At 63.5% G+C, this 25,443-nt stretch carries 17 protein-coding genes; 11 read left to right on the plus strand and 6 right to left on the minus strand.

Going from position 1 to position 25,443, the window contains the following annotated elements; translation table 11 throughout:
- Positions 1 to 6: 6 nt before the first annotated feature.
- Genes B9N88_RS00755 through B9N88_RS00765 form a run of 3 tightly spaced genes read right to left on the minus strand, consistent with a single transcriptional unit; the run spans position 7 to position 2,908 of the window.
- Positions 7 to 1,224: a cytochrome P450 gene (locus B9N88_RS00755; protein WP_143491227.1), complete on the minus strand. Its 1,218-nt coding sequence runs from the start codon at positions 1,222 to 1,224 to the stop codon at positions 7 to 9.
- Complete coding sequence (locus B9N88_RS00760; protein WP_027606695.1) at positions 1,224 to 1,901, minus strand: HAD family hydrolase; 678 nt, start codon at positions 1,899 to 1,901, stop codon at positions 1,224 to 1,226. The genes B9N88_RS00755 and B9N88_RS00760 overlap by 1 nt, the downstream gene beginning before the upstream one ends.
- Positions 1,898 to 2,908, minus strand: coding sequence for a ScbA/BarX family gamma-butyrolactone biosynthesis protein (locus B9N88_RS00765; RefSeq protein WP_027606696.1), 1,011 nt, complete (start codon positions 2,906 to 2,908; stop codon positions 1,898 to 1,900). The genes B9N88_RS00760 and B9N88_RS00765 overlap by 4 nt, the downstream gene beginning before the upstream one ends.
- Positions 2,909 to 3,308: 400 nt before the next feature.
- Here B9N88_RS00765 and B9N88_RS00770 point away from each other — a divergent pair, with 400 nt between their 5' ends.
- The 10 genes from B9N88_RS00770 to B9N88_RS00815 all read left to right on the plus strand — a co-directional run bounded on the left by B9N88_RS00770 (position 3,309) and on the right by B9N88_RS00815 (position 18,190).
- Positions 3,309 to 5,993, plus strand: a complete 2,685-nt coding sequence (locus B9N88_RS00770; RefSeq protein WP_051429378.1) for a TonB-dependent receptor — start codon at positions 3,309 to 3,311, stop codon at positions 5,991 to 5,993.
- 18 nt (positions 5,994 to 6,011) lie between these two features.
- Positions 6,012 to 6,671: a class II aldolase/adducin family protein gene (locus tag B9N88_RS00775; RefSeq protein ID WP_027606698.1), complete on the plus strand. Its 660-nt coding sequence runs from the start codon at positions 6,012 to 6,014 to the stop codon at positions 6,669 to 6,671.
- Complete coding sequence (locus B9N88_RS00780) at positions 6,668 to 7,567, plus strand: transporter substrate-binding domain-containing protein (protein ID WP_081744445.1); 900 nt, start codon at positions 6,668 to 6,670, stop codon at positions 7,565 to 7,567. The genes B9N88_RS00775 and B9N88_RS00780 overlap by 4 nt, the downstream gene beginning before the upstream one ends.
- Positions 7,560 to 8,303: an amino acid ABC transporter permease gene (locus tag B9N88_RS00785; protein WP_051429379.1), complete on the plus strand. Its 744-nt coding sequence runs from the start codon at positions 7,560 to 7,562 to the stop codon at positions 8,301 to 8,303. The genes B9N88_RS00780 and B9N88_RS00785 overlap by 8 nt, the downstream gene beginning before the upstream one ends.
- On the plus strand, positions 8,293 to 8,970 hold the full coding sequence (locus tag B9N88_RS00790; RefSeq protein WP_027606701.1) for an amino acid ABC transporter permease: 678 nt from the start codon (positions 8,293 to 8,295) through the stop codon (positions 8,968 to 8,970). The genes B9N88_RS00785 and B9N88_RS00790 overlap by 11 nt, the downstream gene beginning before the upstream one ends.
- Complete coding sequence (gene metC, locus B9N88_RS00795) at positions 8,967 to 10,169, plus strand: cystathionine beta-lyase (protein ID WP_027606702.1); 1,203 nt, start codon at positions 8,967 to 8,969, stop codon at positions 10,167 to 10,169. Before B9N88_RS00790 ends, metC begins: the two co-directional genes overlap by 4 nt.
- Positions 10,166 to 11,200: an ABC transporter substrate-binding protein gene (locus B9N88_RS00800; protein WP_043293640.1), complete on the plus strand. Its 1,035-nt coding sequence runs from the start codon at positions 10,166 to 10,168 to the stop codon at positions 11,198 to 11,200. Before metC ends, B9N88_RS00800 begins: the two co-directional genes overlap by 4 nt.
- A gap of 26 nt (positions 11,201 to 11,226) precedes the next feature.
- On the plus strand, positions 11,227 to 13,515 hold the full coding sequence (locus tag B9N88_RS00805) for a TonB-dependent receptor (protein ID WP_043293641.1): 2,289 nt from the start codon (positions 11,227 to 11,229) through the stop codon (positions 13,513 to 13,515).
- A 2-nt stretch (positions 13,516 to 13,517) separates the two neighbouring features.
- Positions 13,518 to 14,720, plus strand: a complete 1,203-nt coding sequence (locus B9N88_RS00810; protein WP_027606704.1) for a dipeptidase — start codon at positions 13,518 to 13,520, stop codon at positions 14,718 to 14,720.
- 158 nt (positions 14,721 to 14,878) lie between these two features.
- Complete coding sequence (locus B9N88_RS00815; RefSeq protein ID WP_027606705.1) at positions 14,879 to 18,190, plus strand: SMEK domain-containing protein; 3,312 nt, start codon at positions 14,879 to 14,881, stop codon at positions 18,188 to 18,190.
- A gap of 51 nt (positions 18,191 to 18,241) precedes the next feature.
- Here the strand turns inward: B9N88_RS00815 and B9N88_RS00820 are convergent, their stop codons facing one another.
- Genes B9N88_RS00820 through B9N88_RS00830 form a run of 3 tightly spaced genes read right to left on the minus strand, consistent with a single transcriptional unit; the run spans position 18,242 to position 23,909 of the window.
- On the minus strand, positions 18,242 to 19,627 hold the full coding sequence (locus B9N88_RS00820; RefSeq protein ID WP_027606706.1) for an efflux transporter outer membrane subunit: 1,386 nt from the start codon (positions 19,625 to 19,627) through the stop codon (positions 18,242 to 18,244).
- Complete coding sequence (locus B9N88_RS00825; RefSeq protein WP_027606707.1) at positions 19,624 to 22,737, minus strand: efflux RND transporter permease subunit; 3,114 nt, start codon at positions 22,735 to 22,737, stop codon at positions 19,624 to 19,626. The genes B9N88_RS00820 and B9N88_RS00825 overlap by 4 nt, the downstream gene beginning before the upstream one ends.
- Positions 22,738 to 22,739: 2 nt before the next feature.
- Entirely contained in the window at positions 22,740 to 23,909 is a 1,170-nt protein-coding gene (locus B9N88_RS00830) for an efflux RND transporter periplasmic adaptor subunit (protein WP_027606708.1), read from the minus strand.
- A gap of 147 nt (positions 23,910 to 24,056) precedes the next feature.
- Here B9N88_RS00830 and B9N88_RS00835 point away from each other — a divergent pair, with 147 nt between their 5' ends.
- The gene (locus B9N88_RS00835) at positions 24,057 to 25,442 is read left to right on the plus strand and encodes an ATP-binding protein (RefSeq protein ID WP_027606709.1); all 1,386 of its coding nucleotides are present in this window, start codon (positions 24,057 to 24,059) and stop codon (positions 25,440 to 25,442) included.
- Position 25,443: the final 1 nt, after the last annotated feature.

The raw sequence follows: 25,443 nt of genomic DNA on the forward strand, positions 1-25,443 counted from the left end.
CCAAGGTCAGGTTGAAGTGAAGCCGTGCACCGGCAAGCGGGCAGGACGGCGCAGGATGATGCCGTCGACCCAGGGCACCTGGTCCGCCGGCACCGCCAGGCGCAGGTTCGGGAAGCGCTGCACGAGGATCTGCAGCACCGTGGTGATTTCCAGGCGCGCCAGGGCGGCGCCCATGCAGTTGTGCATGCCGTAGCCGAACTGCAAATGCCGCGCGCCCTTGCGGTCCAGGCGAATCGCCAGGGGCTCGGGGAACGCCGCCGGATCACGGTTGGCGGCAAACGCATCGGCGTAAATGATGCTGCCTGCGGGAATCAGCCCCCACGGCCCTTCCAGGTCGACGCTGGCCAGGCGCGGAAAGGTCGAGATGGTGCCCAGGGGAATCAGGCGCAGCAGCTCCTCGACCGCCTCCGGGATCAGCCCCGGATCGTCGACCAATTGCTGCCACAGCTCGGGGGCCGCCAACAGGGTGTACACCGATTTGGTCAGCACGGTGAGGATGTTCTGGTCGCCGCCGATCAATACCCCCAGGAGGATGCCCACCAGCTCCTTGTCGTTGAGCGGCGGCTCGCTGTCGGCACGGGTCGCGACGAAGCGCTGGATCAGCCCATCGGGAGCGGTGGGCCGCGCACCGGTGACCAGGTCCGTCAGGTAGTTGTACACGCCCCAGAACTGGTTCAGCAGTTCCGGCACATCGGCGTCCGACGCCACCTGCACGGTATGGCTGAGGGGCCGGTAATACTCACGGTCACTCAAGGGGATACCGAGCAACTGGCAATCCACCGTGGCGGGGATGTGGTCCAGCACCTGGGCAAACAGATCGGCACCGGGCGCCTGGCGTTGCAGTACATCGAGGCGTTCATGGGTGGCGTGTTCCACCTTGTCGCGCAGCAACGCCACGCCACTGGGGCTGAAGTCCCGGGCCACCACCTTGCGCAGGCGACCATGGTCGGGGATGTCGTTGTTGAGCAGCAGTTCAGGCGGCGTGATGGTCGGCAAAAAGCTCGCGCCGTCTTCTTCGTTGCACGGCGCGCGTATCGCGCGGTTATCCAGCAGCAACGCCTGCACGTGTTCGTAACGGGTCAGGTGAAAGGCCAGGTGGCCGCTGGGCAGCAGAATCCTCGGCAGGCCATTGGCGGGGCTGGCAGGTTGATAGGCCGGCGGTGCATCCAACTGCGGGATGCGCGCCACGGTGACCTCGGGTCTGGCGATCACGGCGATATTCATCAGGCAGGCTCCACGGCAGGTTGCAACAGGCTGACACCGGTGAGGCGCTGCAGCTGGGCGAGCGCCTGGTGGTTGTCGATGAAGTGCAGCACTTGCCAGCCGAGCGCGGCGGCGGCTTCGATGTTTTCCGCGACGTCGTCGATCAACAGGCTGTGCTGCGGTGCGACGCCCGAGCGCGCGGTCGCCACCTGGAAGAACGCCGGCTCCGGCTTGCGGCTGCGCTCCCGGCTGGAATCGACAATCAGGTCCACCACCTCATCCAGGCCCACCATCGCCCGCCAATGCCGCTCCCACTCCACCACGTTGTTGGTGAGGATGCCGACGCGAAAACCAGCACGCTTGAGTGCGCGCACGGCGGCCACCAGCGGCGCATTGGCCGGCACCCCGGCGAACCATTGCGCGCCGAAGGTGTGCAGGTGAGCGCGGGATAAATCGACCTGCGGGTCACGGCGGCGCAGGGCCTGCGCCAGGCGCTCGCCCCACTCGCGCTCGGTGAGCAAGGCACTCTCCACCGGCGCGAGCATGGGCACGCCCAACTCATCGGCCACATCGCCCATGGCCTGTTGCAGCACGTGCGGGGCCAGGCCGGTCTTGACCTGGTATTGCTCGAACAGCGCAGGAATCGGCGGCGACAGCACGCCACCGAAATCGAACCAGATAAATTGCAGGTCGCTCATCGCACACCTCCCGCCACCAGGGCCAAGGGTTGGCTGGCGACCAGCGGCAGCAACTCGAGCTCAGCGGTGGCAATCACCGCGCCGCCCTGCTCGACCTCCAGCGCCAGGGTGATGCGACCGTGTTCGTCACGGGCCAGGGAGGTCAGGTCCGCACGCACCTGGGTTGGCAAACCAAACTCACCGAAGCGAGTGAACACCACATGGCAGCGGGATAACAGCAACTGCTCCGGGCCCACCTGCAACTGCCGGTCCGCCGCCACCAGCGCCACTTGGCGGAAGCCTTCGAGCAACAGCATGCCGGGGATATGGTCGAGGGGGTGGTCGAAGATCGCCGGGTTGTTCAGGTCGACGATCAGCGGCGCCACCAGCGTCGCGGCGCCCTGCTCCAGTTCACGGCCGAGCACCACATTGTTCAGCCAGTGACGCCCTACGGCGGATGGGCTCAAGGGTGGCGGCAACTGTGCCAATGGGTCGGCGTTGGCGGGAATCGCCGCCAGGCCACGGGCACGCATCTTGTTCCAGGCCGCGCCGCTCATCCAGCGAATGCTCATGCGTTCGTGGCGTGCAGCCACTTCACCATTGATGCTCAGGGACATGTTCAGGGTCACGCCACTGCGCTCGCCGTGACGCAGGTATTCATCCACCACGTAGACATCGATCTCGGCGGATGCCGGACGATCCCCCACCACCAATAAACTCCGGTCGGTCACGCGGGTCACACTGTCCAGGTAGATAAACTTGTCCTGGGCGCTGACGTCGAGGAACGCATGGGAGATATAAATTGACGCCTGGCGGAATACTTCCAGCAATAACAGCATGTCGTAGTGTGCGGCGCGGTGGGTATGTTCACTGAAGTAACTGTGGGTACGCGGTAGTTGGGCGCTGCAGCGAAAGTGTCCTTCCTTTACCAGTTCCGCGCCGGTCAGGAACACTTCGCTGACGGCGGCACGGTGCACCATGCTGCGCGGCACGGTGTTCTCGCAACGAATAGCCAGGGCTTCAGACATAGCAATCTCCTCCTTTGATTACCGCGAGAAGGCTAAGCTGAAACGTTTTTTCGCCACAACTGACCGAACGGCTAGGTCGTTGGACATGAACCTGTAGAACTTGCACTTCAGACATGGGCATCTGTCTCCTGATGAGCTTCTCCGTAAGCGTGCAGACCGCCGTACACGTTCATCGCGGTGAACGTTGTATGCTTTGCGCGGACAACCCGTTCTGGCTGTCAGTACCCTTGTGCAGATAGTCCCTTATATTTTCACTGCGCACTTAGACCCATTTGATCGAAGCTTATAAGCGCAACTAAATCATCTAGACACCCAACTAATCGTTCTAACTTGGTAGTGAAAATCCACACGCGAAGTTGCTCAAGGTCGTAAAGAACATCACGACCCGGAGCAGATTGGCATGTTGAAAACAGGATTCACCCTGGCGCCTTTGGCGTGTGCATTGGCCATGGGCGGGCTGACGCTGCCGAGCCTGGCGTTGGCGCAAAACGACGCGGCGACGGTACAACGGGTGATTGACTTCAATATCCCCGCAGGCCCCCTGGATGAGGTGCTGCTGAGCATCTCCCAGCAAAGCGGCCACCCTATCGCCTTCGACCCGCCGCTGGTGGAAGGCCGTGGGAGCCGCGCGATCCAGGGCCGACTGAGCCAGGAACAGGCGCTGGGCATTGCCTTGGGCGGCTCCCCGTTGGGCTTCAGCCAGACGGCCAGCGGTGCGGTATTGATCCATCGACTGGCCGACCCTGCAGCAGCGGCCAACAGCCAACCGCTGGCGCCACGCCTGAAATCCGTGGAGGTGATCGGCACCCGGCGCAGCGACGTCACCGCGCTGCAAAGCGCGGCCCCCGTGGATGTGATCAGCAGCGAGCAACTGCAGCGCGCCGGCACCGATAACCTGGCCAAGGCCCTGGAAACCCTGGTGCCGTCAGTGAACTACCCGCAGGTCAACGGCACCGATGGCGTGTCGTCGCAGCGGCCGGTGTCGTTACGCGGGTTGGCGGCCGACCAGGTGCTGGTGCTGGTCAATGGCAAGCGTCGGCATGCCTCGGCGTTCGTCAACACCAAGGCCACCCTGGGGCGTGGCTCACAGGCGGTGGACTTGTCGACGATTCCCGTCAGCGCCGTCGACCATATCGAAGTACTGCGCGATGGCGCCTCGGCCCAATACGGGTCGGATGCGATTGCCGGGGTGGTCAATATCGTGCTCAAGGAGCAGGACCACGGCGGCGCCGTGCAAAGCACCTTCGGCCAGTACACCAAGGGCGATGGCTTTCGCCGGTCCGTGGGAGGCTGGAGCGGTTTCACCTTGCCCGGCGATGGCTTTCTCACCCTCAGCGGCGAAGGCCTGCGCAGCGAACGCACCTCCACCGGCGGCACCGATGGCCGGCAGTTCTACCCCAGCGGCGACGCCCGTGAAGCGGATGCCGACCGCCATTGGCGCTACGGCTCGCCGGGCCTCGAGGACTGGAACCTGGCGCTGAACAGCGGCCTGTCCCTGAGCGACACGGTCGACCTGTACGGCTTCGCCACCTACCAGGACCGCACCGGCGAATCCCAGGCAACCTTTCGCCGCCCCATCGACCCCAACAACCTGGTGGCCGTGTACCCCAACGGCTTCCTGCCGCTGCTCGACGTGCGCTCGCGGGATGCCTCGGTCACCGGCGGCGTAAAGATTCGCGATGAGCAACTCGGCAGCTTCGACCTCAGTGCCAACTACGGGCGCAACCGCATCGACTATCACCTCAGCGATTCGCTCAACGCCAGCCTCGGCGCCGCCAGCCCGACGAGCTTCAATGCCGGGGCGCTGGTCAATGAGCAAACCAACGTCGGCCTCGACCATATCAAGGAATTCAAGGTCGGCTGGGGCGCGGGCCCGCTGGTGTTCTCCAGCGGCCTGGCGTGGCGCAATGAAGCCTATGAAGTGATCGCCGGTGACCTCGCCTCCTGGACCCACGGCAGCGCCCTGCCCGCCCGTGCCGGCGGCGCCCAGGGCTTCCCCGGCACCCAGGACAGCGACGAAGGCCGTTATGCCCGCCACGTGTTCGGCGGCTACCTGGGCCTGGAGCAGCAAGTCACCGACAAACTGCAACTGGGCCTGGCCGGGCGCAGCGAGCACTACGACGATTTCGGCACCACCAGCACCGGCAAGTTCTCCGCGCGCTACGACTTCACCCCGCAGTGGGGCCTGCGCTCGACCCTCAGCAGCGGCTACCGCGCGCCCACCCTGGGGCAGATCGGCACCTCGGCGACCCAGACCGAGTTCAAGGCCGGCGACCCCACCGCCTACCAGGTCGGCACCGTCAGCGTGAACACCCCGGTCGCCCGCGCCTTGGGCGCCAGTGACCTGAAGCCGGAAAAATCCACCAGCCTGTCCCTCGGCGTGGTCTGGCAGCCGCTCGAGCGTGCAAGTGTCAGCCTCGATGCGTACCACATCCGCATCAAGGACCGCATTGCCCTGTCGGAAACCCTCAGCGGCACCCAGGTCAGCCAGATCCTCGCCAACCAAGGCTATGGCAACTACTCCGGGGTGAGTTTTTTCACCAACGCACTCGACACCAAGACCAGCGGCGTGGACCTCGCCGCCCACTATCGCCTGGACCTGGCCGACGCCAGCCAGTTGACCCTCAACGGCGCCTTCAACTACAGCAAGACCCAGGTCACCGACATCAAGGACAACCCCGGCCCGCTGGCCGGCACCGGCATCACCCTGATCAATCGCGAAGCCCTGAGCTATGTGGAAAGCGCCTCGCCCAACAGCAAGCTGATCCTCGGTGCCGACTGGCGCAAGGGCGCCTGGCTGGCGAGCGTCAACACGATTCGCTACGGCACCTACACCCTCGACTCCAACCTGGGCGAAGCCCGCGACCAGACCTTTTCGGCGCAATGGGTGAGCAACGCCAGCCTGTCCTACGACATCAACCAGGCGCTCACCCTGACCCTGGGCGGCAACAATATTTTCGACAGTTACCCGGACAAGATCGACGTGGCCAACCGCTTTGTCGGCGGGCGCGTGGCCTACCAGAGCATCTCCCCGGCCGGTGCCGAAGGCGCCTTCTACTACGTGAAAGCCGACTACCGCTTCTGACTCAACCAAGGAGTTCCCATGAGCTTTGATCCTGTGCGTTTTACCCAAGTGTTCGAACACGACTTTGCCCTGGCCAAGCAACTGCTGATCAAGCACCAGGTGTTGTCGAGCAATGAGGCGGGCAATATCAGCCTGCGCATTCCCGGCGAAGCACGGCTGGTGATCGCCTCGCTCAGCGGCGCCGACAGTGGCGTGGCGGCGATTGTCGATTTTGACCTGCAACACAGCCAGGGCAGCCTCACCGACAACCTCAAGGAAGTGGCGGCGCTGCACGTGGCGATCTACCGCGAGCGGCCCTTGGTGAATGCGGTGATTCACACGCACTCGCCGTATCTCACCGCCTTCGCGATTGCCGGGCGAGCGTTGCGCCCCCATGCCACGCAGTTGCTGGGGATTCTGGATGAAGACCAGGAGGTGCCGCTGACCGCATGGGGGCCGCGGTATGCGCCGGAGCCGGTGGTGGCGGCGTTACGTGAACATCCGCGTGCGCCGGCGGCGTTGCTGGCCAATCACGGGCCGTTTGCCTGGTCGGAACGGGACGTGTTGGCCGCGACGCGGTTGTTGGTGAACCTGGAAGAGGCGGCCTACCTGACCTTCCTGGCGCAGCAGCTCGGTACGCCGCAGCCCTTTCCCAGCGGCGCGGCGCAGCGGTCGCGCCTGGGCTGGAGTGCGACATGAGTGCGCTCGCCCATCGCCCTGATAAAAGTGGAAGGGGCGGTGCGACGATTCGACTTGCCTCCGGTCCTTACGACAGGTCACTTTGGCAGCGGGCGCTGTTGGTTATTTTTGCATTCGGCGCACTCCACGCCCACGCCGAACCCCTGCTGGAACGGGCCCAATCCCGTGGCACCCTCAACGTCTGCACCAGCGACGAATTCCCCCCCTTCAAGACCTTCGATGCCCAAGGCAAGCCCGGCGGGTTGATCCTGGACCTGATCGTCGACCTGCAACAGCAGCTGTCTGCCAAGGTCGGCCAGCCGCTCAAGCTGCAACTTGTGCCAGTCAATCCGCTCAACCGCTTGCTGTTCCTCGAACAGGGCCGTTGCGAGGTGCTGGTCACGTCCCTGCTCGACACCCCCGCACGGCGGCGCGAAGTGGATTTTGCCGTTCCCGGTTTCTACAGCTCGGCCGCCACCGTGTTTGCGCCGAAAAGTACCGCCGTGCCGGACTGGCAAAGCCTGCGCGGCAAGACCCTGTGTGCGCCCGCCACCAGTGTGTGGGTGCGCCCGTTTGAAACGCGCTACGGCGTGCAGTTCGCCTCGTTCAACGGCACGGCCGAAGTGCGCAAGGCGGTGGCCGACAGCCGTTGCCTGGGGGCGATGGGTGACGATGCGTTGTACAGCGCCCTGGCGCGCCAGCCGGAATGGGCCGACTACGAGGTCAAGCTGCCGGGCCAGGATCCGGCGCCGTGGGGCATTGCTTTGCGCAAGGGCCAGCCGGCGTTGTTGGCGGCGGTGTCGAGCATCGTCGAAGGCTGGCATGCCCAGGGCGTGATCATCGGCCTGGAACAGCGCTACGGCCTGGCGCCGAATGCCTGGGTAGCGCAGCAGCATGCGCGGGCCAGCCATGAGTGAGGCCAACCTGCGCCTGTGGCTGGAACAGCATGGCCTGTCGCTGAGCATCCTGTGGGACCCGATGGACCGCCAGCGCTTCCTGCTCGGCCTGGGCCTGACACTGTTGCTGTCGGTGGCAAGTATTGCCCTGTCCCTGGTGATCGGTGTGTGGGGGGCCGCCGGCCTGGGTTCGCGCCGCTCGCTGTGGCGCCGGTTGAGCGCGGGGTACGTCGCGTTGTTTCGCAACACGCCACTGTTGGTGCAGCTGTTCTTTTTCTACTTCGGCGTCGGCGCCTGGCTGCCGCTGGCGGACGACACCAGTGTGCGGCTGCTCAACGGCACGCAATGGGCGATCATCGTGATCGCCCTGCACAGCGGCGCGTTCCAGGCCGAGAACCTGCGCGCCGGGATCGATGCCGTGCCCCGCGCCACCCTCGACGCGGCCGCCGCCCTCGGCATGCAGGGCACCACGGTACTGCGCCATATCGTACTGCCGCTGGCGCTGCGCAACAGCCTGCCGGCCATGGGCAATACGGTGGTGCAAACCATCAAGTCGACCTCGATTGCCTACGCGATTGCGGTGCCGGAATTGCTCTATGCGAGCAATCGGATCTGGTCGGACAACTTCAACGTCGCCGAGATGATGCAGGTGTTGCTGCTGGTCTGGTTGCTGCTGATCGGCACCAGCAGTTGGCTGCTGCGCCGCCTGGAAAACCACTTGCGCCTGCCAGGCCAGGAGTTGCCCGATGCTGCCTGAACCGTCCTGGCCCGCGCTGTTGTGGCAGTGGGCGCCGGCGCTGCTGCAAGGCTTCGGCCTGAATATCCTCATGGGCGTCACCGCGATGCTGGTGGCCACGCTGGCCGGTGTCGTGCTCGGCAGCCTGCAGGTCAGCGCCCGGCCGCGCCTGCGCCGTGGTGCCGGGCAGCTGAGTCGCCTGCTGCGCAACCTGCCGTGGCTGGTGGTGATGTTCTACGTGGCCTACCTGTTGCCCTATGAAGTGCACTGGGCCGGACGCTGGTGGCAATTGCCGGATTGGCTCAAGGTCGCGCTGGGCCTGGCGCTGCCCGCTGTCGGCTATGTCTCGGAGATCGTGCGCGGTGCCGTACGCGCGGTGCCGCTGGGGCAGTGGGAAGCCGCCCAGGCCCTGGGCATGCATCACGGCCAGGCGCTGCGCCACGTGATCATCCCGCAGACCCTGCCCAGCCTGGTGGCGCCGTGGATGAACCTGTATTGCGCGGTGACCATGTCCACCTCCCTGGCCAACCTGCTGGGGGTGGAAGAGCTGATGACCACCGTGCAATCGCACCTGTCCACGCAACTGCGCAACGACCTGCTGCTGCCCGCCTACGGCTTGGTGTTCATCGCCTTCTTTGTCTACATCTACCCCCTCTCCCGCCTGGCCAAACGGCTGGAGCGCACATGAGCACTGACCCCATGCATGACGATACCCTGCTGACCCAGTTGGGACGCGACCCCGCCAGCCACGAAGGCAGCGTCAACACCCCGGTGTATCGCAGCTCGACCTTTATCTGGCCCGACACCGGCACTCTCGAAAAGCACCTGCAACAGGCCGCCGACCCGCACTATCGCGGGCATATCTACGGCCGTAACGGCAACCCCACCACCGCTGCCTTCGAAGACGCCGTGGCGCAGCTGGAAGGCGGCTTTCGCGGGCTGATCATGCCCAGCGGGCTGGCGGCGATTGTCGGCGCGGTGCTGGCGGTGGCGCGGGCCGGCGACCATATCCTGGTGACCGACAATTGCTATTGGCATGCGCGCCAGGTGTTCGACCAGATCCTGCCGCGCTATGGCATTGAGGCCACGTACTTCGCGCCGATGCTCGGTGCCGACATCGCCGGCTTGCTGCGCCCGAATACGCGCCTGGTGTACGCCGAAGCACCCGGTTCCAGCACCTTCGAGGTCCAGGACATTCCCGCCCTGGCCCGCGTCGCCCATGCCCACGGCGCACTGCTGATGCTCGACAACACCTGGGCCACGCCGCTGTTCTTCAAGGCGTTCGCCCACGGCGTGGACATCTCGATTCATGCCGCCACCAAGTACCTGGTGGGCCATAGCGACGCCATGCTCGGCGTGATCGTCACCACTGAAACCCTGTATTCGACGGTGCGCGAGACCGTCCGCCAACTGGGCTATATCGCCAGCGCCGACGACGCCTACCTGGGCCTGCGTGGCCTGCGCACCCTGGGTGTACGCCTGCGCCAGCACCAGCGCTCGGCGCTCACCGTCGCGCAGTGGCTGCAACAGCGTCCCGAAGTGGCCCAGGTGCTGCACCCGGCGCTGCCGGGGGCCATCGGGCACGACCTGTTCAAGCGTGACTTCCTCGGCTCCACCGGGCTGTTCGGCGTGGTCCTCAAGCCGCGCTTCGAGCCCCACACCAAGGCCTTCCTGGAAAGCCTGCGGTTATTCGCCATGGGCGCCAGCTGGGGCGGTTTCGAGAGCCTGATTCGCCAACAGCAACGCCACCCTTCGGCACAGATTGAAGCGGGCGTGCTGCTGCGCCTGCACGTGGGCCTGGAAGCGGTCGAGGACCTGCTCGCCGACCTGCAACAAGGCCTCGAACGCCTAAGCGCCACCCCCCATTCACCAAGGAGTCTGCCATGAGCCAAACACTGCCCACCCACTACAGCATTTGCCCGCTGCTGGTCGCGTCCAACATTGCCGTTGAACTCGGTTGGCTGGACGAGGAATACCAACGCGTCGGCGCCGACGCGATCTACCTGCGCTCACTGCCCGACAACCTCGGTTGGCTGCCGCACTTCACCCATGGCGAAGCCCGCTTGATTCGCGACGGCGGCGCGGTGCCGGCCTTGTGGGCGCGCGCCGACCAGGCCGATACGTTGCTGGTGGCCAGCACCGCCACCCAACGCGCCGGGCAGATCCTGGTGCGTGCCGAGGGGCGTATCCGCCAGGTCGCCGACCTGTTCGGCAAGCGCATCGGCGTACCGGTGAGCCGCAACACGGCGCGGGTCGATGTGCTCAAGGCGCTGGCCGAGCATGGCCTGTTCAATGCCCTGCAACTGGCCGGGCTGGAGCCGTCGCAAGTACGCCTGATCGAGCTGGAGGACGAAGGCGACCCGCAGACCTTGCTGCCGGCCGTGCGGCCTTCGGCGTTCTGGTCGCAACTGCATGGGCTGCATGGCCAACCCGGGCATGAGGTGCAGGCCCTGGCCGAAGGCCGTGTGGATGCGCTGCATGTCGCGGCCGGGCATGTGCCGGCGCTGCTCGCCAGCGGTGAATTCACGGTAATCGAAGACCTGGAACGCTACCCGGACTGGACCCTGAAAAACCACAACGGCCCCTACGCCACCACCGTCAACCGTGCCTTTGCCGAAGAGCATCCCCAGGTGGTCGTGGCGTTCCTGCGCGCCGCGATCCGCGCCGGGCGCTGGATCAACCAGCACCGCGATGCCGCCGCCGAGCTGTTCACCCGCGTGACCTTCCTGCCGGACGCCGGGTTTATCCGCCGTGCCATCGCCGAGCTGGATTTTGTACCGAACCTGGCGCCGCAGAACCTGGCGGCCCTGGAGCTGAAGAAGGACTTCCTGGTGCAACGCGGCTTCCTGCAGAACGACTTCAGCGTGCACGAGTGGGCCCAGCCCGAGTTTCTCGCCCAAGCCCACGCCGGGCTTTAACGCTACACCTTTGCCAAGGACAGACAATGATTGCTCAGTACCGCAAGACCCTGCTGGCCAGCCTGCTGGTCGCCGATTCAAGCTGGGCGGCGCAGGCCGCCGATTCCACCGAACCGCAACTGAGCAAAGTCGAGGTGGTCGGTGCCCGCGTGACTGAAGCCAGCGCCGCCATTGGCGAAGACAAGATCAGCAATACCCTGAGCATCTCGCACCAGGCGTTGCTGTCGGCGCCGGCCGGCACTTCGGGGCTGAAAATGCTCGAGGCGCTGCCCGGTTTCAACGTGCAGGTCAACGATGCGCTGGGCCTGTATGAGTTCGGCAACTCGGTGTTCGTGCGCGCCTTCAACCTGCAGCAGATCGGCTTTTCCATCGACGGTGTGCCACTGGGCCGTACCGATCAGTTCGGCGGCAGCCCGATCTATCGCTACGTCGACAATGAAAACACCGAGCGGGTCACCGCCTCCACCGGCGCGGGCGACGTGTCGCAATCGGGCTATGCGTCCCTGGGCCCGTATGTGGATTACCAGACCAGCAACCCCACCCTCGAGCCGGGCGCCAGCCTGTCCTACACCCTCGGCAGCGACAGCCTGCGGCGCAGTTTCGTCAAGCTGCAAAGCGGCGAATACCAGGGCCTGTCGGCGTATTTCAGCCGCTCGAAAATCGACGGCGACCTGTGGCGCGGCCCCGGCACCATCGACCGTGAACACCTGGAAGCCAAGGTGCGCTATCGCTTCGGTGAACGTGACGAGGTGTGGCTGCGCGCCGTGCACAACGCGTTCTACGACTACGACTCGCCCTACGTGAGCAGCGCCCAGTACGACGGCAGCACCAATGACCCGTTCGGTCGCTCGGGCCGTTACTTCGCCTACCTCGGCAGCCTGCCCGACTTACCCGAGAGCGTGCCCGGCGTGCGCTACAGCAACACCCACTACAACCAGTTCTACAAACAGGCGGTGAACCAGCGCCGCGACACCTTGTACAGCCTGGGCGGCCAGTTCGAGATCCGCCCGGACCTGCTCAACTACACCACCCTCTACTACGAGGCCAAGAAGGGCTTTGGCGTGTCCCCCGAGGCCTACGCCACTTCCCTGGCGCTGCACAACGCCGAAAGCAACGTGGATGGCCTGTTTGCCCCACGGGGCGTGCAATACGGTTTGTCGTCCCTCAGCGGCCATCGCTTCGGCGGGCGCACCGGGCTGCAATGGGACATCGGCCAGCACCAGATCGACACCGGTATGTGGGCCGAGACCGATGTGTTCAACCGCCAGCAGGCGCGCTACAACCTCACCGACGGCAGCCCGGCCGGCGAGCCGCTGTTCAATGAGCCGGTGCACCTGCAAGGGGATTTCAGCTCCACGCGCAATTCGTTGCAGTACCACCTCAAGGACACCTGGACCCTGCTCGACGACCGCCTGCGCCTGCAGTTCGGTTTCAAGAGCCTGCACCTCAAGTACCGCATCGAGGGCTATCGCAACGCCGGCGACTATATCAACGACCGCCAGCCGCGCCTGGCCACCCAGTGGAACGACGCCTTCCTGCCCCAGGCCGGGCTGGTCTACAACCTCACCGATGACACCCAGGTATTTGCTTCCTATTCGGAAAACATGGCCCTGCCCCGTGGCGCCGACGACATCTTCCGCGCGGCCAGCCCCAGCGCGCCGCCACCGGAGGCGGAGCGGGCGAAGAACTACGAGGTGGGCTATCGCATCAACCGGCCGACCTTCAACGCGGCCTGGGCGCTGTACCGCACCGACTTCGATAACCGCCTGCAAGCCTTCGCCTCAGCCGTGCCCGGCAGCAGCCAGGTGGAAACCTACTACCAGAACGTCGGCAAGGTGCAGGCCTACGGCAGCGAGCTGAGCGGGCAATGGAAACCCCCGATCCTGGCCGACAAGGTGGTGCTCAACGGCAACCTGACCTACAACACCTCCACGTTCCGGAACGACGCCGGCGGCCTTTCGATCAAAGGCAACGAGGTGCCCGACAGCCCGCGCTGGCTTGCCCAGGCCGGGGTTACCTATGAACTGGCGCCATGGGCACTGCTGAACTTTTCGGCACGCTATATCGGCGAGCGCTACAGCAACTTCACCAACAGTGAATCGGTGCCCGGCTACACCCTGTACAACGCCTACCTGGATCTGGGGGGCGAGCGCCTGCACTACGGCCCGCTGAAGAATGTGAAGTTACGGTTCAATGTCGACAACCTGTTCGACAAGGATTACCTGGGCTACATCCTCACCAGCACCAGTGGCCCCGCCGTGTTCCGCCCGGGTTCGCCGCGCACCTTCCAAAGCACCTTGAGCATGGAGTTCTGAGCATGAACAAGCGCCTGCTGCTGCTCGCCCTGCTGCCACTGCTGGCCCACGCCGACACCGCCGTCAGCCCCGCCACCCTGGCCCTGCACCAACGCCTGCTGGTACTGGACAGCCACCTGGACACGCCGCTGACCCTGACCCGCCCCGGCTGGAACATCCTCGAGCGCCACGACTATCGCCAGGACGGCAGCCAGGTCGACCTGCCGCGCATGCGCGAAGGCGGCCTGGATGGGGGTTTCTTTGCCGTCTACACGCCCCAAGGCCCACGCACCGAGGAAGGCCGCGCCTACGCCAGCGCCTATGGCCTGGCCACCCTCACCCGCATCCGCGATGTGATCGACCGCAACCCCGACAGCTTCGCCCTGGCCCTGACCGCCGCCGACGCCCGGCGTATCGCGGCCCAAGGCAAGCGCGTGGTGTTTATCAGCATGGAAAACGCCGATCCACTCAGCTCCGATCCCGAGTTGCTCGACACCTACTACCGCCAAGGCCTGCGCATGCTCGGCCTGGTGCATTTCATGAACAACGACCTGGCCGACTCGGCCACCGCGCTGCCGGAATGGAAAGGCCTGAGCCCCAAGGGCCGCGACCTGGTGCAACGAGCCAACCGCCTGGGCATCCTGCTCGATGTGTCCCACGCCAGCGACGCGGTGTTCGACCAGATGCTGGCGTTGTCCAGCGCCCCGCTCATCGCCTCCCACTCCAGCAGCCGCGCGGTCAACCCGCACCCACGCAACCTCGACGACAACCGCGTGCGCCAACTGGCGGCCAAGGGCGGGGTAATCCAGGTCAACGCCTACAGCGACTACCTGATCCCCCTCACGCCCAACCCGGATCGCAACAAAGCCATGGCCGCGCTCGGCGCACGCTTCCACAACCTTGCCGCCCTCAGCCCGGAACAGGTCAAGGCGCTCTATCAGGAACGCGACAGCCTCAACCAGCGCTTCGCCCAACCCAAGGCCAGCCTCGATGTGTTCATGAAGCACCTGTTGCACCTGCTGGAAGTGGCCGGCCCGGACCACGTCGGTATCGGCGCCGACTGGGACGGCGGCGGTGGCGTAAGCGGGCTGGACGATGTGAGCCAGTTGCCGGTGATTACCCAGCGGTTGCTGGATGCCGGGTATAGCGAGCAGCAGGTGGCGAATATCTGGAGCGGGAATCTGCTGCGGGTGTTACAGGCGGCGCAGGATCAGCGGCGGCCATAGTTCAACGCCCGGGTATCCAACCTCTTGGAAAAAGCCGCCTTGGGCGGCTTTTTCCAGCCCCCTTCGTCCTACGACTTGAGAGCAACGTGTGATAACGGTAGATTCGCCTCGCTTACAGAGTCGAAACACACCCTATTTTTCAAGGATGAAGGCGTTCTATGGATCACCAGAAGTTGCTGCTTGAAGTCAAAGACGAATTCATCTGGTTGGTGAAGAATGTCGAAGCCAGCACGGCAATGGGTCTGTTCGACGTCCACAGGATCTCAGAAAAAGTCGTTCTGCCCCTATTCCAAACCATCATGGGCTGGCCGGACCTGCGTAACCTCAACGAAGAGAAAGAGGACTACCCAGCCATCGACCTGGGGGATGAGGTCAAACAGATCGGCATCCAAATATCTGGCACCACCACCCTGACAAAAGTAAAGAACACACTGGCAAAGTTCTTGAACCACGACCTGGACAAAACCTACACACGGGTCATCGTCTATGTGCTGACCAATAAACAGCAAAGCTATTTTCAAAAGGCTATTGATGAAGTGGTGGGAAGCCGGCTGGCATTCAATGCCAAGACGGATATTCTCGACTACACCGACCTGCTGAAAAAGGCTGCCAAGCTAACGCCAGAACCGCTTCTGGTGGTGTGGAAGATACTTAAAAGTTATCGCCATGCTGAAGACCCCGCGCACCGTCCCGTTTGGTTGCTCAGGACTGAAGTCTCCCAAGAGGAAATCCCGCCGTTCACTCCCCGCTGGTTGTTTTTCGCCGAACGTAAGATTCCGCTGCTGGGGCGTGGCGGTGACTTGGACGTACTGGCGGACTTCATGGAAAGCCCGTCGCCATTCAGTTGGTGGACGCTGTGTGGTCCCGCGGGAATTGGCAAGACGCGCTTGGCCCATGAACTTGAGCTCAAGTACAAAGATAACTGGTATTGCGGCTTCACCGACGCGAAAAACCTACCGACCGTCGAGCAACTTCAACAATTGCAACGCCCCACTCTGCTGGTGTTCGATTATGCGGCACGGGACTCTGAAGCGCTCAAGGCATTGTTAAGAATGTGCTGCGCACTGGGCGATAGCCTGAGTTCGAAGTTGCGTGTGTTACTGCTTGAGCGAGAAGCAAATGAAAACGCAGACTGGTGGAAAGAGCTGGTCCTCACTGAAAGCACCACCGCGACATTGATTAGAAACAATCAGTACCAGGCGCCGCGCGAACTGACCGCGCTGAGTGCACAGGCTGGCGAGATATTACGGGCCTGGCTAGAAGCCGGAGCACCAGCGGTCGTGGAGCAACTGCCACCGCCGTCCTCACCGTTCTGGACGCAGGTCATGCACGTCAGCGAAGGCCGTCCTTTGTTGATTGCGCTGATTGCAGGGGCGTTCAGCCGAGCGCCAAATGATACTCACGTGCCCGCCTTGCGCGAGTTGCTGCTGCCGGTGCTGCAACGTGAGGCGCAGCGCTGGAAAACCAGATGCAATGACACAGGTCTGTTTCCAAGGCTCGTGCAGTTGCTCGCAGTGGCCACTCTTATTCGCGGCCTGGATATCCTCCAGGAGGATCACCGGGTACTTGTTCGAACCGGCGATGATGAGTCGGACTACCTGCTGGTCAAAGACCCCAAGACCCAGACATATCGGATCCCCACCGTCGAAGACTTGAGACAGCATGAGCACATCTTCGAACTGTTGAGCACACAACAGCAACAACTCTGGGATGACCTTGCGCAGCTGATTCCTGCAACACAGTTAGCGCCGACTACCAAAGCAGCCTTAGAGGTCTGCCCTCCGAGAGGCATCCTGCAGCCCGACCTGATCGGCGAGTTCTTTATCGATGAATTGTGGCGCCCTCAAATGCAGTTCGCGCCCGCTACCGCACTGCCGACTCTAACCGACGCCTCGCTTGAGGCTATCTTGAGTTCGGCATGGACTCTCCACCCTTACAACCTGCTCGAAACCCTGGATGCGTTGAAAAAAACCACGATCTGCCTCCCAGGATATCTGCGTCTACTCGACATGCTGACGGCGGTCGCCTGTAAGGTGCCGACAACTCATAAGTTTGCGCTGAGCCTACTCGCACGGCTGCTTTATAACGCGATGATCAAACTCGGCACGCAAAAACCGTCTGCGGCGCAAATCAATCGTACTTGCGAGCTATTATCCAGGCTGGCACAACACTTCCCCGCCGATCGAGAAGTGGCGTACCGGCAGCTCAAAGCGCTTATGCACCTGATCGTTGACCCAGTCAAGAAACAAGTCGACGTAGCGCGTGCGCGCGCAGTCAATCTGGAAGCCAGGCAGTTCGTCACCGAAGTCATAGAACATCCAGACGACAAGTTTGAGCTCTTCTGGGGGGACGCTATTGTGAACGTTGCCATGGCAGCTATACAAAACCACCATGAAGAGATGCTGGCTGAGGCGCTGGTTTCTGCCCAAATCCTCCAAACGAATTTTGGCGCTTCCTCTGAGCTGAACACACTCCTGGCGCGTCTTTACAAAGAAGTCGCCAAGTACCTTAGTGAGCCCTTGGGCGATACTTACTCGCTAAGTAGCCAACTGATCCCGCTGGCCAAACGCTGCCTTCCTTTGCTGGCACCACAGGTGGGACAGGGCATTGAACAAGGAAACCTGGACCAGCCTTTCCACGTCAGTTCAACTTGGGCATTGGTCAATATCATGTACGCATACGCGAAACTAAAAACGCCAGCAAAGGTACTCGAACTGCATCCTGAAATAGAACGCTACGTCGCACGGGTCAGCGACCCGGCAGTCGCAATCGCCATGGAGGCCAAAGCGGTATTCAACGCGCAGACTGCGCGACTGCTTGAAAATGACCTACGAAGCGCTTTAGCCCTGGCGAGTCAAATCCAAGTGGTATTCAACGTGTCTTATTCGAATGAAGCAGGCCAGGCGCACTTGTCACTATGGGGACGAAGCCTCAGCCTCACGCTGGCAGCACGCGACTGCGAGGGTTTTCTCGGCAACTGCGAAAAACTTTTCACTCTCTGCCCGCTACTCAGTGACGATGACGGCGTGGTGTGGATGCTTGCCCAAAACCTGCAGCTAATTCGTGAAGGTATAGCTGTACTGTCTATCGAGCAAATTTGCCTTGCAAAATTTACCCGGCATTTATCGGCCTTTGGCAGCCAAACAGGACGTTGCACGAACCTCTTTTTTGCGAACACCTTGACCCTCGCCTGTAAAGACTTCAACAACAAGAAAGACGATCTCCGAAATCTTGAGCAATTGTTCCTATTCGTCAAAAAACGGCTTGAGTTCGACGAGCTGTCCGAGTGTCTGTACGCTGCGTTGTTTGATTACTGGATATCCAAGGGCAAACCCGCATCAATTGCGTTGTTTGGGTGTTGTGAAATCTCCAGCGGTGTAGACAGCAACCTTCGTATACGCATCACGGCTGATGATCTGTCAGTGCTGAGTGACAAGACAATGAAGTTCATCTCGCTAGCAAATCCATAACGCGCTTCCAAAACCGTTCGACGCTGAACTGCTGTACAGACTTCGCCATATTTACTGCCACCCTCCCCCCATCACCTTATACAAACTCACCCGATTACTCTGCTCCGCCAGGCGCAGGGTGATCAGGTCCTGCTGGGCGCTGTACAGCGAGCGTTGGGAATCCAGGGCTTCGAGGTAGCTTTGCGAGCCGGCGCGGTAGAGCGCGTCGGACAGGTCGTAGCTCTTCTGGCTCGCCTCGGTCAACGCTTGCTGGGCGGTGAGGCGCTGGTCCAGGGTGCTGCGCACGGCCAGGGCGTCGGCGACTTCCTTGAATGCGGTTTGCAGGGTTTGCTGGTAGGTCTGCACCTGGATCTCTTTCTCGACCTTGGCCGCATCCAGGGTCGCGCGGTTACTGCCGGCATCGAAGATCGGCAGGCTGATGCTCGGGGCGAAGGTCCACGCGCCGCTGCCGGCCTTGAACAGGCTGGACAGTGACGCACTGGCGGAGCCCGCATTCGCGGTGAGGCTAATGCTGGGGAAAAACGCCGCGCGGGCCGCGCCAATGTCGATGTTCGCGGACTTGAGGCTGTGCTCCGCCGCCAGTACGTCGGGGCGCCGCTGCAACAGGCTCGACGGCAGCTCGGCCGGCACCTGCACCAACGCCGCTGCCGATCGCAGGTGGGCGTCGGGCAACAAGGCATCGGGGATGTCGCTGCCGACCAGCAGGCGCAGGGCGTTGCGGTCCTGGAGGATCTGGCTCTGATACTCGGCCACATCGACCCGCGCCGATTCGACGGTGGTTTGCGCCTGGGCCACGGCCAACGCCGTGGAGCCACCCAGGGCGTGGCTGCGCTGGGTCAGTTCGTAGGTGGACTGCTGACTGGCCAGGGTCTCTTCGGCCAGTTGCAGGTGCTCGTTGTCGGCGGCCAGGGTCAGCCAGGCGGTGGCCACTTCTGCCACCAGGCTGATTTGCGTGCTGCGCCGGGTTTCGGTCAGCGCCAGGTAGTCTTCCAGCGCTTCGTCCTGCAGGTTCTGCACGCGGCCGAACACGTCGACCTCATAGCTGCTCAGGCCCAATTGCGCGCTGTAGTCGTGGCTGGTGACGGCCGTGCCGCCGCTGGACAGCGAGCCCGGCGTGCGGCTGTGGGTACCGCTGACGCTGGCGTCGAGGGTCGGGAACGCCGCTGCGCGCTGGATGCGGTATTGCGCCTGGGCCTTCTCGATATTCAGGCTGGCCAGGCGCAGGTCGCGGTTATTGGCCAGGGCCAGGGTTTGCAGGTGTGCCAGGCGGCGGTCGGTAAAGAACTGCTGCCACTGGATGTCGGCCGGCACCTCACCCTGCACACCCGCTTGCCATTCGCCAGGCACCGGTGCCTCGGGTTGCTGGTAGTGTGGCGCCAGGTTGATGCAGCCACTCAAGACCACTGCGGCCACTAACGGGAAGAGAAAGCGGGTCATGCGTCACCTTTTTCGACAATGGGCGTCGTGCTGACACGGCCAAAGCGGCGACGGATCAACACAAAAAACAGCGGTACAAAGAAGATCCCCAGCACCGTGGCGCTGAACATGCCGCCCAGCACACCGGTGCCGATGGCCCGGCGCCCGGCGGAACCTGCGCCACTGCTCACGGCCAGGGGCAGCACGCCGAACATGAAGGCCAGGGACGTCATCAGGATCGGCCGCAGGCGCTGGCGCACGGCGATCAGCGTCGCCTCGCGCAGGCTGTTGCCCTGCTCCTGCAGGTGCTTGGCAAACTCGACGATCAGGATCGCGTTCTTCGCTGCCAGCCCTACGGTGGTCAGCAGGCCGACCTGGAAGTACACGTCATTGCTCAACCCCGTAAAGCGAGTGGCCCACACCGCGCCGACGATACCCAGGGGCACTACCAGGATCACCGAGAACGGCACCGACCAGCTCTCGTACAGCGCGGCCAGGCACAGGAACACAAACAGGATGGACACCGCATACAGCAACGGCGCCTGGGACCCGGAAAGACGCAACTGGTACGACTGGCCGGTCCACTCGTAGCCGATGCCATCGGGCAGTTGCCGGGCAATCGCCTCCACCGCGTCCATCGCCGCGCCGGAGCTCACACCGGGTGCCGGGTCGCCGACCACTTCCAGGGAGGATGTGCCGTTGTAGCGCTCCAGCAACGGCGAGCCATAGCTCCAGGCACTGCTGGCAAATGACGAAAACGGCACCATTTCATCGTTGCTGTTGCGCACGAACCAGTGGTCCAGATCGGCCGCTTGCATCCGCGTGCTGGCTTCGCCCTGCACGTAGACCTTCTTCACGCGGCCCTGGTTGAGGAAGTCGTTCACATAGGTACCGCCCAACGCCGTGGACAAGGTGCTGTTGATGTCGCTGGTGCTCAGGCTCAGGGCCCCCGCCTTGCGGTCATCAATGCTGATTTTGAGTTGCGGCGCGTCGTCCAGGCCATTGCTGCGCACGCCCAGCAGGCGCGGGTCTTGCCTGGCCAGCGCGATGAACTGCTCGCGCGCCGCCACCAATGCGTCGTGGCCAAGACCGGCGAGGTCCTTGAGCTGCAAATCAAACCCCGAGCTCTGGCCCAGGCCACGCACGGCGGGCGGTTGCATCACGAATACATCGGCATCGCCGATGCTTGCCAGGGCCAACGTGGCACGTTGGGCAATCGTGGCGGCATCGTCCGAGCGCTCACTCCAGTCCTTCAAGCGAATGAACGCCCGTGCGGTGTTCTGGCTGTTGCCGCCCATGCCCAGGCCGCTGATGCTGATCATCGCCTCGACTTCCGGCTGCTTGAGCATGTACGCCTCGAACTGCTGCAACACCGCCTGGGTGCGGCTGTCGGTAGCGCCCACCGGCAGCTGGATTTGCGCCATGAGAATGCCCTGGTCCTCATCCGGCAGAAACGAAGTAGGCAAGCTGGCATAACCCGCCGCCATGGCTGCGGCGATCAGCACATACACCACCAGGCTGCGCCGTGAGCGTTGCAGGACAGCGCCGACCAACGCTTCATAGGCGCTGGAACAGCGTTCGAAGGAACGGTTGAACCAACCGAAGAAGCCCCGTTGAACCGCATGCCCCGGCTTGAGCAGCGTGGCGCACAGTGCCGGCGTGAGGGTCATCGCCACCACCACCGACAGCACCATGGCCGAGACGATGGTCACCGAGAACTGCCGATAGATGATCCCGGTGGAACCGCCAAAAAACGCCATGGGAATAAACACCGCGCTCAGCACCAGGGCGATGCCGACCAGTGCACTGGTGATTTCATCCATCGATTGACGCGTGGCCGCCAGGGCCGACAAGCCCTGCTCGCTCATCACCCGTTCGACGTTTTCCACCACCACAATCGCATCGTCGACCAGCAAGCCAATGGCCAGGACCATGGCAAACATGGTCAGGGTATTGATCGAGTAACCGAACAACGCCAGCACACCAAACGTGCCCAGCAACACCACCGGCACAGTGATCGCCGGGATCAGCGTGGCCCGCAGGTTTTGCAGGAACAGGAACATGATCAGCACCACCAGCACGATGGCCTCGCCCAGGGACTTGACCACTTCCTCGATGGACAGGCTGACAAAGGGCGTGGTGTCGTAGGCGATCACGTTCTTCAATTGCATTTCGGTGGGGTAAAACGGCGCCAGTTCCTTGAGCTTGGCCTTGACCGCCTCGCCCACCTCCAGCGCATTGGCGCCCGCCGCCAGTTGCACGCCCATGGCGGCGGCCGGCTTGCCGTTGAGGGCCGAGTTGATGTCATAGCTCTCGCTGCCCAACTCCACGCTCGCCACATCACCGAGCAGCACGACCGCGCCGTCGCTGCCGGACTTGACCACCACATTGCGGAACTCCTCGGCCGTCTGCAGTTTGCTGCGCGCGCTGATGGTGGCATTGAGTTGCTGGCCCTTCACCGCCGGCAATGCGCCGAGTTGGCCGGCTGACACTTCGGTGTTCTGCGCCTCCAGCGCGGTGCTCACATCCGACGGCATCAGCGCGTATTTTTCCAGCAGCGCCGGGTCCAGCCAGATGCGCATGGCGTAGCCCGAACCGAGGGTCTGTACGTCGCCCACGCCGTCGATACGGCTGATGGAGTCGAGCAAGGTGCTGGAGATGTAGTCACCGATCTGGGTGCCGGTGACGCTGGGGTTGTCCGAGGCCAGGGCGGCAATCATCAGGAAGTCCGAGCCGCCCTTGGTCACGGTCAGGCCTTCGCTCTGCACCGACTGCGGCAAGCGCGACTCGGCCTGTTGCAGCTTGTTCTGCACCTGCATCTGCGCTACATCGGGGTCGGTGCCGGCGCCAAAGGTCAGGCTGATACTGGCGCTGCCCGCCGAACTGCTGGAGGCCGACATATAGGTCAGGTTGTCCAGGCCTTTCATCTGTTGCTCGATGACCTGGGTCACCGAGTCTTCGACGGTCTTGGCCGAAGCGCCGGTGTAGGTGGCGGAAATACGCACGGTGGGCGGCGCGATGTCCGGGTACTGCTCCAGCGGCAACTGGCTGATGGATAACGCGCCGCCGAGCATGATCACGATGGCGATGACCCAGGCGAAAATCGGTCGATCGATAAAGAAACGCGCCATGTTCAACCCTCCTGCGCCAGGGCGCCGGCATCGGCGGCCTGGGTCTGGACCATGGCGCCGATGCGGACTTTCTGGCCACCTTCGACGATCACCTGGTCACCGGCCTGCAAACCCGCCGTCACCCACCACTGGTTGCCCACGGCGCGGTCAACGCTGAGCACGCGTTGCTCGACCTTGCCGTCAACCACCAGCAACACCGAGGTCACGCCGCTGGCGCTGCGGCTTACGGCTTTTTGCGGGATCAGGATCGCCTGGTCATCCCGGGCCTGCTCCAACACCCCACGCACGTACATGCCGGGCAGCAGCACATGCTCGGGGTTGTCGAACACCGCACGCAAGGTCACGGTGCCGGTGCCCTGGTTGACGCTGACCCCGCTGAACTTGAGGCGGCCGTCGTGGTTGTAGGTGCTGCCGTCATCCAGTTTGAGGCTGATGCGCGCCTCGCCGTCGCCGTTGGCCTGCAACACGCCACGGGCCAGGTCGCGCTTGAGGGCCAGCAATTCAGTGGTGGACTGGGTCACATCCACATAGATCGGGTCGAGTTGCTGCACGGTAGTGAGTGCGGTGTCCTGGTTGGCCACCACCAGTGCGCCGGGGGTGACCGTGGACGTCTCGATACGCCCGGCCACTGGCGAGCTGATGCGGGTGTAGGCCAGGTTGATGCGGGCAGTGTCGAGGTCGGCCTGGGCCACCTGGACGTCAGCAGCGGCGGTCAGCAGGGTGGCCTGGGAATCTTCGTTGGTTTGCTGGCTGATGGCGTCGATCTTCACCAACCGGGCGTTACGCGCGGCGGTGGTCTGTGCCGACTTCAAGGTGGCGCGCGCCTTGGCCAGGCTCGCCTGGGCCTCAGCCAATGCCGCCTTGTAGGGTGCCGCATCCAGTTGGTACAGCGCCTGCCCGGCCTTGACCTCGGTGCCTTCGACAAACAGGCGCTGCTGCACGATACCGCCGACCTGCGGGCGAATCTCGGCGACCATAAACGCCTGGGTGCGCCCGGCCAGTTCAGTGGTCATGACCTGGCGCTTGGGCTGCACAGTGATCACCGAGACCTTGGGGGTGGCGACTGCGGGCGCGGGGTCGCCAGACGAGCAGCCGCCGAGCAGCACCAGAATGACGAACGACAGGAGAACCGCGGCGGTTACCAGGTATTTGGCGAAAAGTTTGGTCGACATAGTTGCCTCTGCAAGACGGGGTGGTGCAAGCCTTACCGTCATGCTGCTGGGCAAATGTGCAGGAAAATTGAAGATTGCCCGCCTGGGTTGAATGTTTCCTCCCTGGGGCCCTAAATGGGCGGGTCCACTCTTTTACGGCCCTTGTTCATGAAGTTGAGTATCTCCACCAAACTGTTTGTCGCGGTATCGGCCGGTGTGCTGCTGGTCATCCTCAGCATGGGCCTGGCCACCAGTTGGAGTTTTGGCCGCGGGTTCCTTGGCTATATCAATGAACAGGCGCTGGAGCGCATGGCCACGGTGGTGCCGCGCCTGGCCAGTGCTTATGCGCGCGAAGGCAATTGGGCGTTCATGCGCAACCGCCCGGATCGCTGGTTCGACATCATGCGCCCAGACCCCGACGAAGAACGGTTCACCCATGACCTACGTACACCGCTGGCCTCGGACTTGACCGGTGCGCTGTTTCGCATCGCCTTGCTCGACAAGGACCGCAAGCGCGTCACCGGCTACACCGCGATTGGTGAGGATGCGCTGGTGAGCCCCATTGTGGTCGCGGGCGAAACCGTGGGCTGGCTGGCCGTGACCCCGTTCCAGAGCGTGACCGAGGCCGGTGGCGAACGCTTCCAGCAATACCAGCTGCGCACCAGCCTGGTGATGGGCGTGTTCTCGCTGCTGCTGGCGATGCTGATTGCCTGGTGGATCGCCCGCACACTGCTGGAGCCGGTCAAGCGCGTGGCCGCCGCCACCCACCGCCTGGCCGGCGGCGACTACAGCAGCCGCGTGGCCGTGGCCTCCCACGACGAAGTCGGCCAACTGGCCCGTGACTTCAACCAGTTGGCCTATACCCTGGAGCGCAACGAAAAAATGCGCCGGGAGTTCATGGCAGATGTCTCCCACGAACTGCGCACGCCGCTGTCGGTGCTGCGCGGCGAGCTGGAGGCGATCGAGGACGGTGTGCGCAGCCTGGACCCGAATACGATGAAATCCCTGCTCGGCGAAGTCGGCATGCTCAGCAAGCTGGTGGATGACCTGTATGAGTTGTCCCTGGCGGATATCGGTGCGCTGACCTACCGCAAGGCCCCATGCATGCTCAACGACGTGCTCGAAAACAGCCTGGCGATGTACCGGGAACGCTTCGCTGCCCGCCAGTTGCAGCTCGACCTGGAGCTGCCGCGCGAGCCCGTGGAGCTGCTGGCGGATGCCAGTCGCCTGCAGCAATTGTTTTCCAACCTGCTGGAAAATTCGCTGCGCTACACCGACGTCAACGGCAGGTTGCGCCTCAGTGTGGGGGTCGACCGCGACACGGTGCGTATCGACTTTCTCGACTCCGGGCCGGGCGTGTCCGCAAGCCAGTTGCCACGCTTGTTCGAGCGGTTCTACCGCGGCGAGTCATCGCGCAACCGCGAGCATGGCGGCGCCGGCCTGGGCCTGGCAATCTGCCGCAGCATCGCCAACGCCCACGATGGCAGCCTGGTTGCCGACCACTCGCCCTACGGCGGCCTGTGGCTGACCCTGCGCCTGCCCCGGAGCCTGTGAA

Origin of the sequence: Pseudomonas sp. LAMO17WK12:I1, assembly GCF_900177315.1 — a bacterium.
GTDB classification, from domain to species: Bacteria; Pseudomonadota; Gammaproteobacteria; order Pseudomonadales; family Pseudomonadaceae; genus Aquipseudomonas; species Aquipseudomonas marginalis.

What these genes read in the sequence shown, in the direction of transcription:
- B9N88_RS00755 (WP_143491227.1), bottom strand. Translation starts at nt 1,224, where the DNA reads ATGAATATCGCCGTGATCGCCAGACCCGAGGTCACCGTGGCGCGCATC.
- B9N88_RS00760 (WP_027606695.1), bottom strand. Translation starts at nt 1,901, where the DNA reads ATGAGCGACCTGCAATTTATCTGGTTCGATTTCGGTGGCGTGCTGTCG.
- B9N88_RS00765 (WP_027606696.1), bottom strand. Translation starts at nt 2,908, where the DNA reads ATGTCTGAAGCCCTGGCTATTCGTTGCGAGAACACCGTGCCGCGCAGC.
- B9N88_RS00770 (WP_051429378.1), top strand. Translation starts at nt 3,309, where the DNA reads ATGTTGAAAACAGGATTCACCCTGGCGCCTTTGGCGTGTGCATTGGCC.
- B9N88_RS00775 (WP_027606698.1), top strand. Translation starts at nt 6,012, where the DNA reads ATGAGCTTTGATCCTGTGCGTTTTACCCAAGTGTTCGAACACGACTTT.
- B9N88_RS00780 (WP_081744445.1), top strand. Translation starts at nt 6,668, where the DNA reads ATGAGTGCGCTCGCCCATCGCCCTGATAAAAGTGGAAGGGGCGGTGCG.
- B9N88_RS00785 (WP_051429379.1), top strand. Translation starts at nt 7,560, where the DNA reads ATGAGTGAGGCCAACCTGCGCCTGTGGCTGGAACAGCATGGCCTGTCG.
- B9N88_RS00790 (WP_027606701.1), top strand. Translation starts at nt 8,293, where the DNA reads ATGCTGCCTGAACCGTCCTGGCCCGCGCTGTTGTGGCAGTGGGCGCCG.
- metC (WP_027606702.1), top strand. Translation starts at nt 8,967, where the DNA reads ATGAGCACTGACCCCATGCATGACGATACCCTGCTGACCCAGTTGGGA.
- B9N88_RS00800 (WP_043293640.1), top strand. Translation starts at nt 10,166, where the DNA reads ATGAGCCAAACACTGCCCACCCACTACAGCATTTGCCCGCTGCTGGTC.
- B9N88_RS00805 (WP_043293641.1), top strand. Translation starts at nt 11,227, where the DNA reads ATGATTGCTCAGTACCGCAAGACCCTGCTGGCCAGCCTGCTGGTCGCC.
- B9N88_RS00810 (WP_027606704.1), top strand. Translation starts at nt 13,518, where the DNA reads ATGAACAAGCGCCTGCTGCTGCTCGCCCTGCTGCCACTGCTGGCCCAC.
- B9N88_RS00815 (WP_027606705.1), top strand. Translation starts at nt 14,879, where the DNA reads ATGGATCACCAGAAGTTGCTGCTTGAAGTCAAAGACGAATTCATCTGG.
- B9N88_RS00820 (WP_027606706.1), bottom strand. Translation starts at nt 19,627, where the DNA reads ATGACCCGCTTTCTCTTCCCGTTAGTGGCCGCAGTGGTCTTGAGTGGC.
- B9N88_RS00825 (WP_027606707.1), bottom strand. Translation starts at nt 22,737, where the DNA reads ATGGCGCGTTTCTTTATCGATCGACCGATTTTCGCCTGGGTCATCGCC.
- B9N88_RS00830 (WP_027606708.1), bottom strand. Translation starts at nt 23,909, where the DNA reads ATGTCGACCAAACTTTTCGCCAAATACCTGGTAACCGCCGCGGTTCTC.
- B9N88_RS00835 (WP_027606709.1), top strand. Translation starts at nt 24,057, where the DNA reads ATGAAGTTGAGTATCTCCACCAAACTGTTTGTCGCGGTATCGGCCGGT.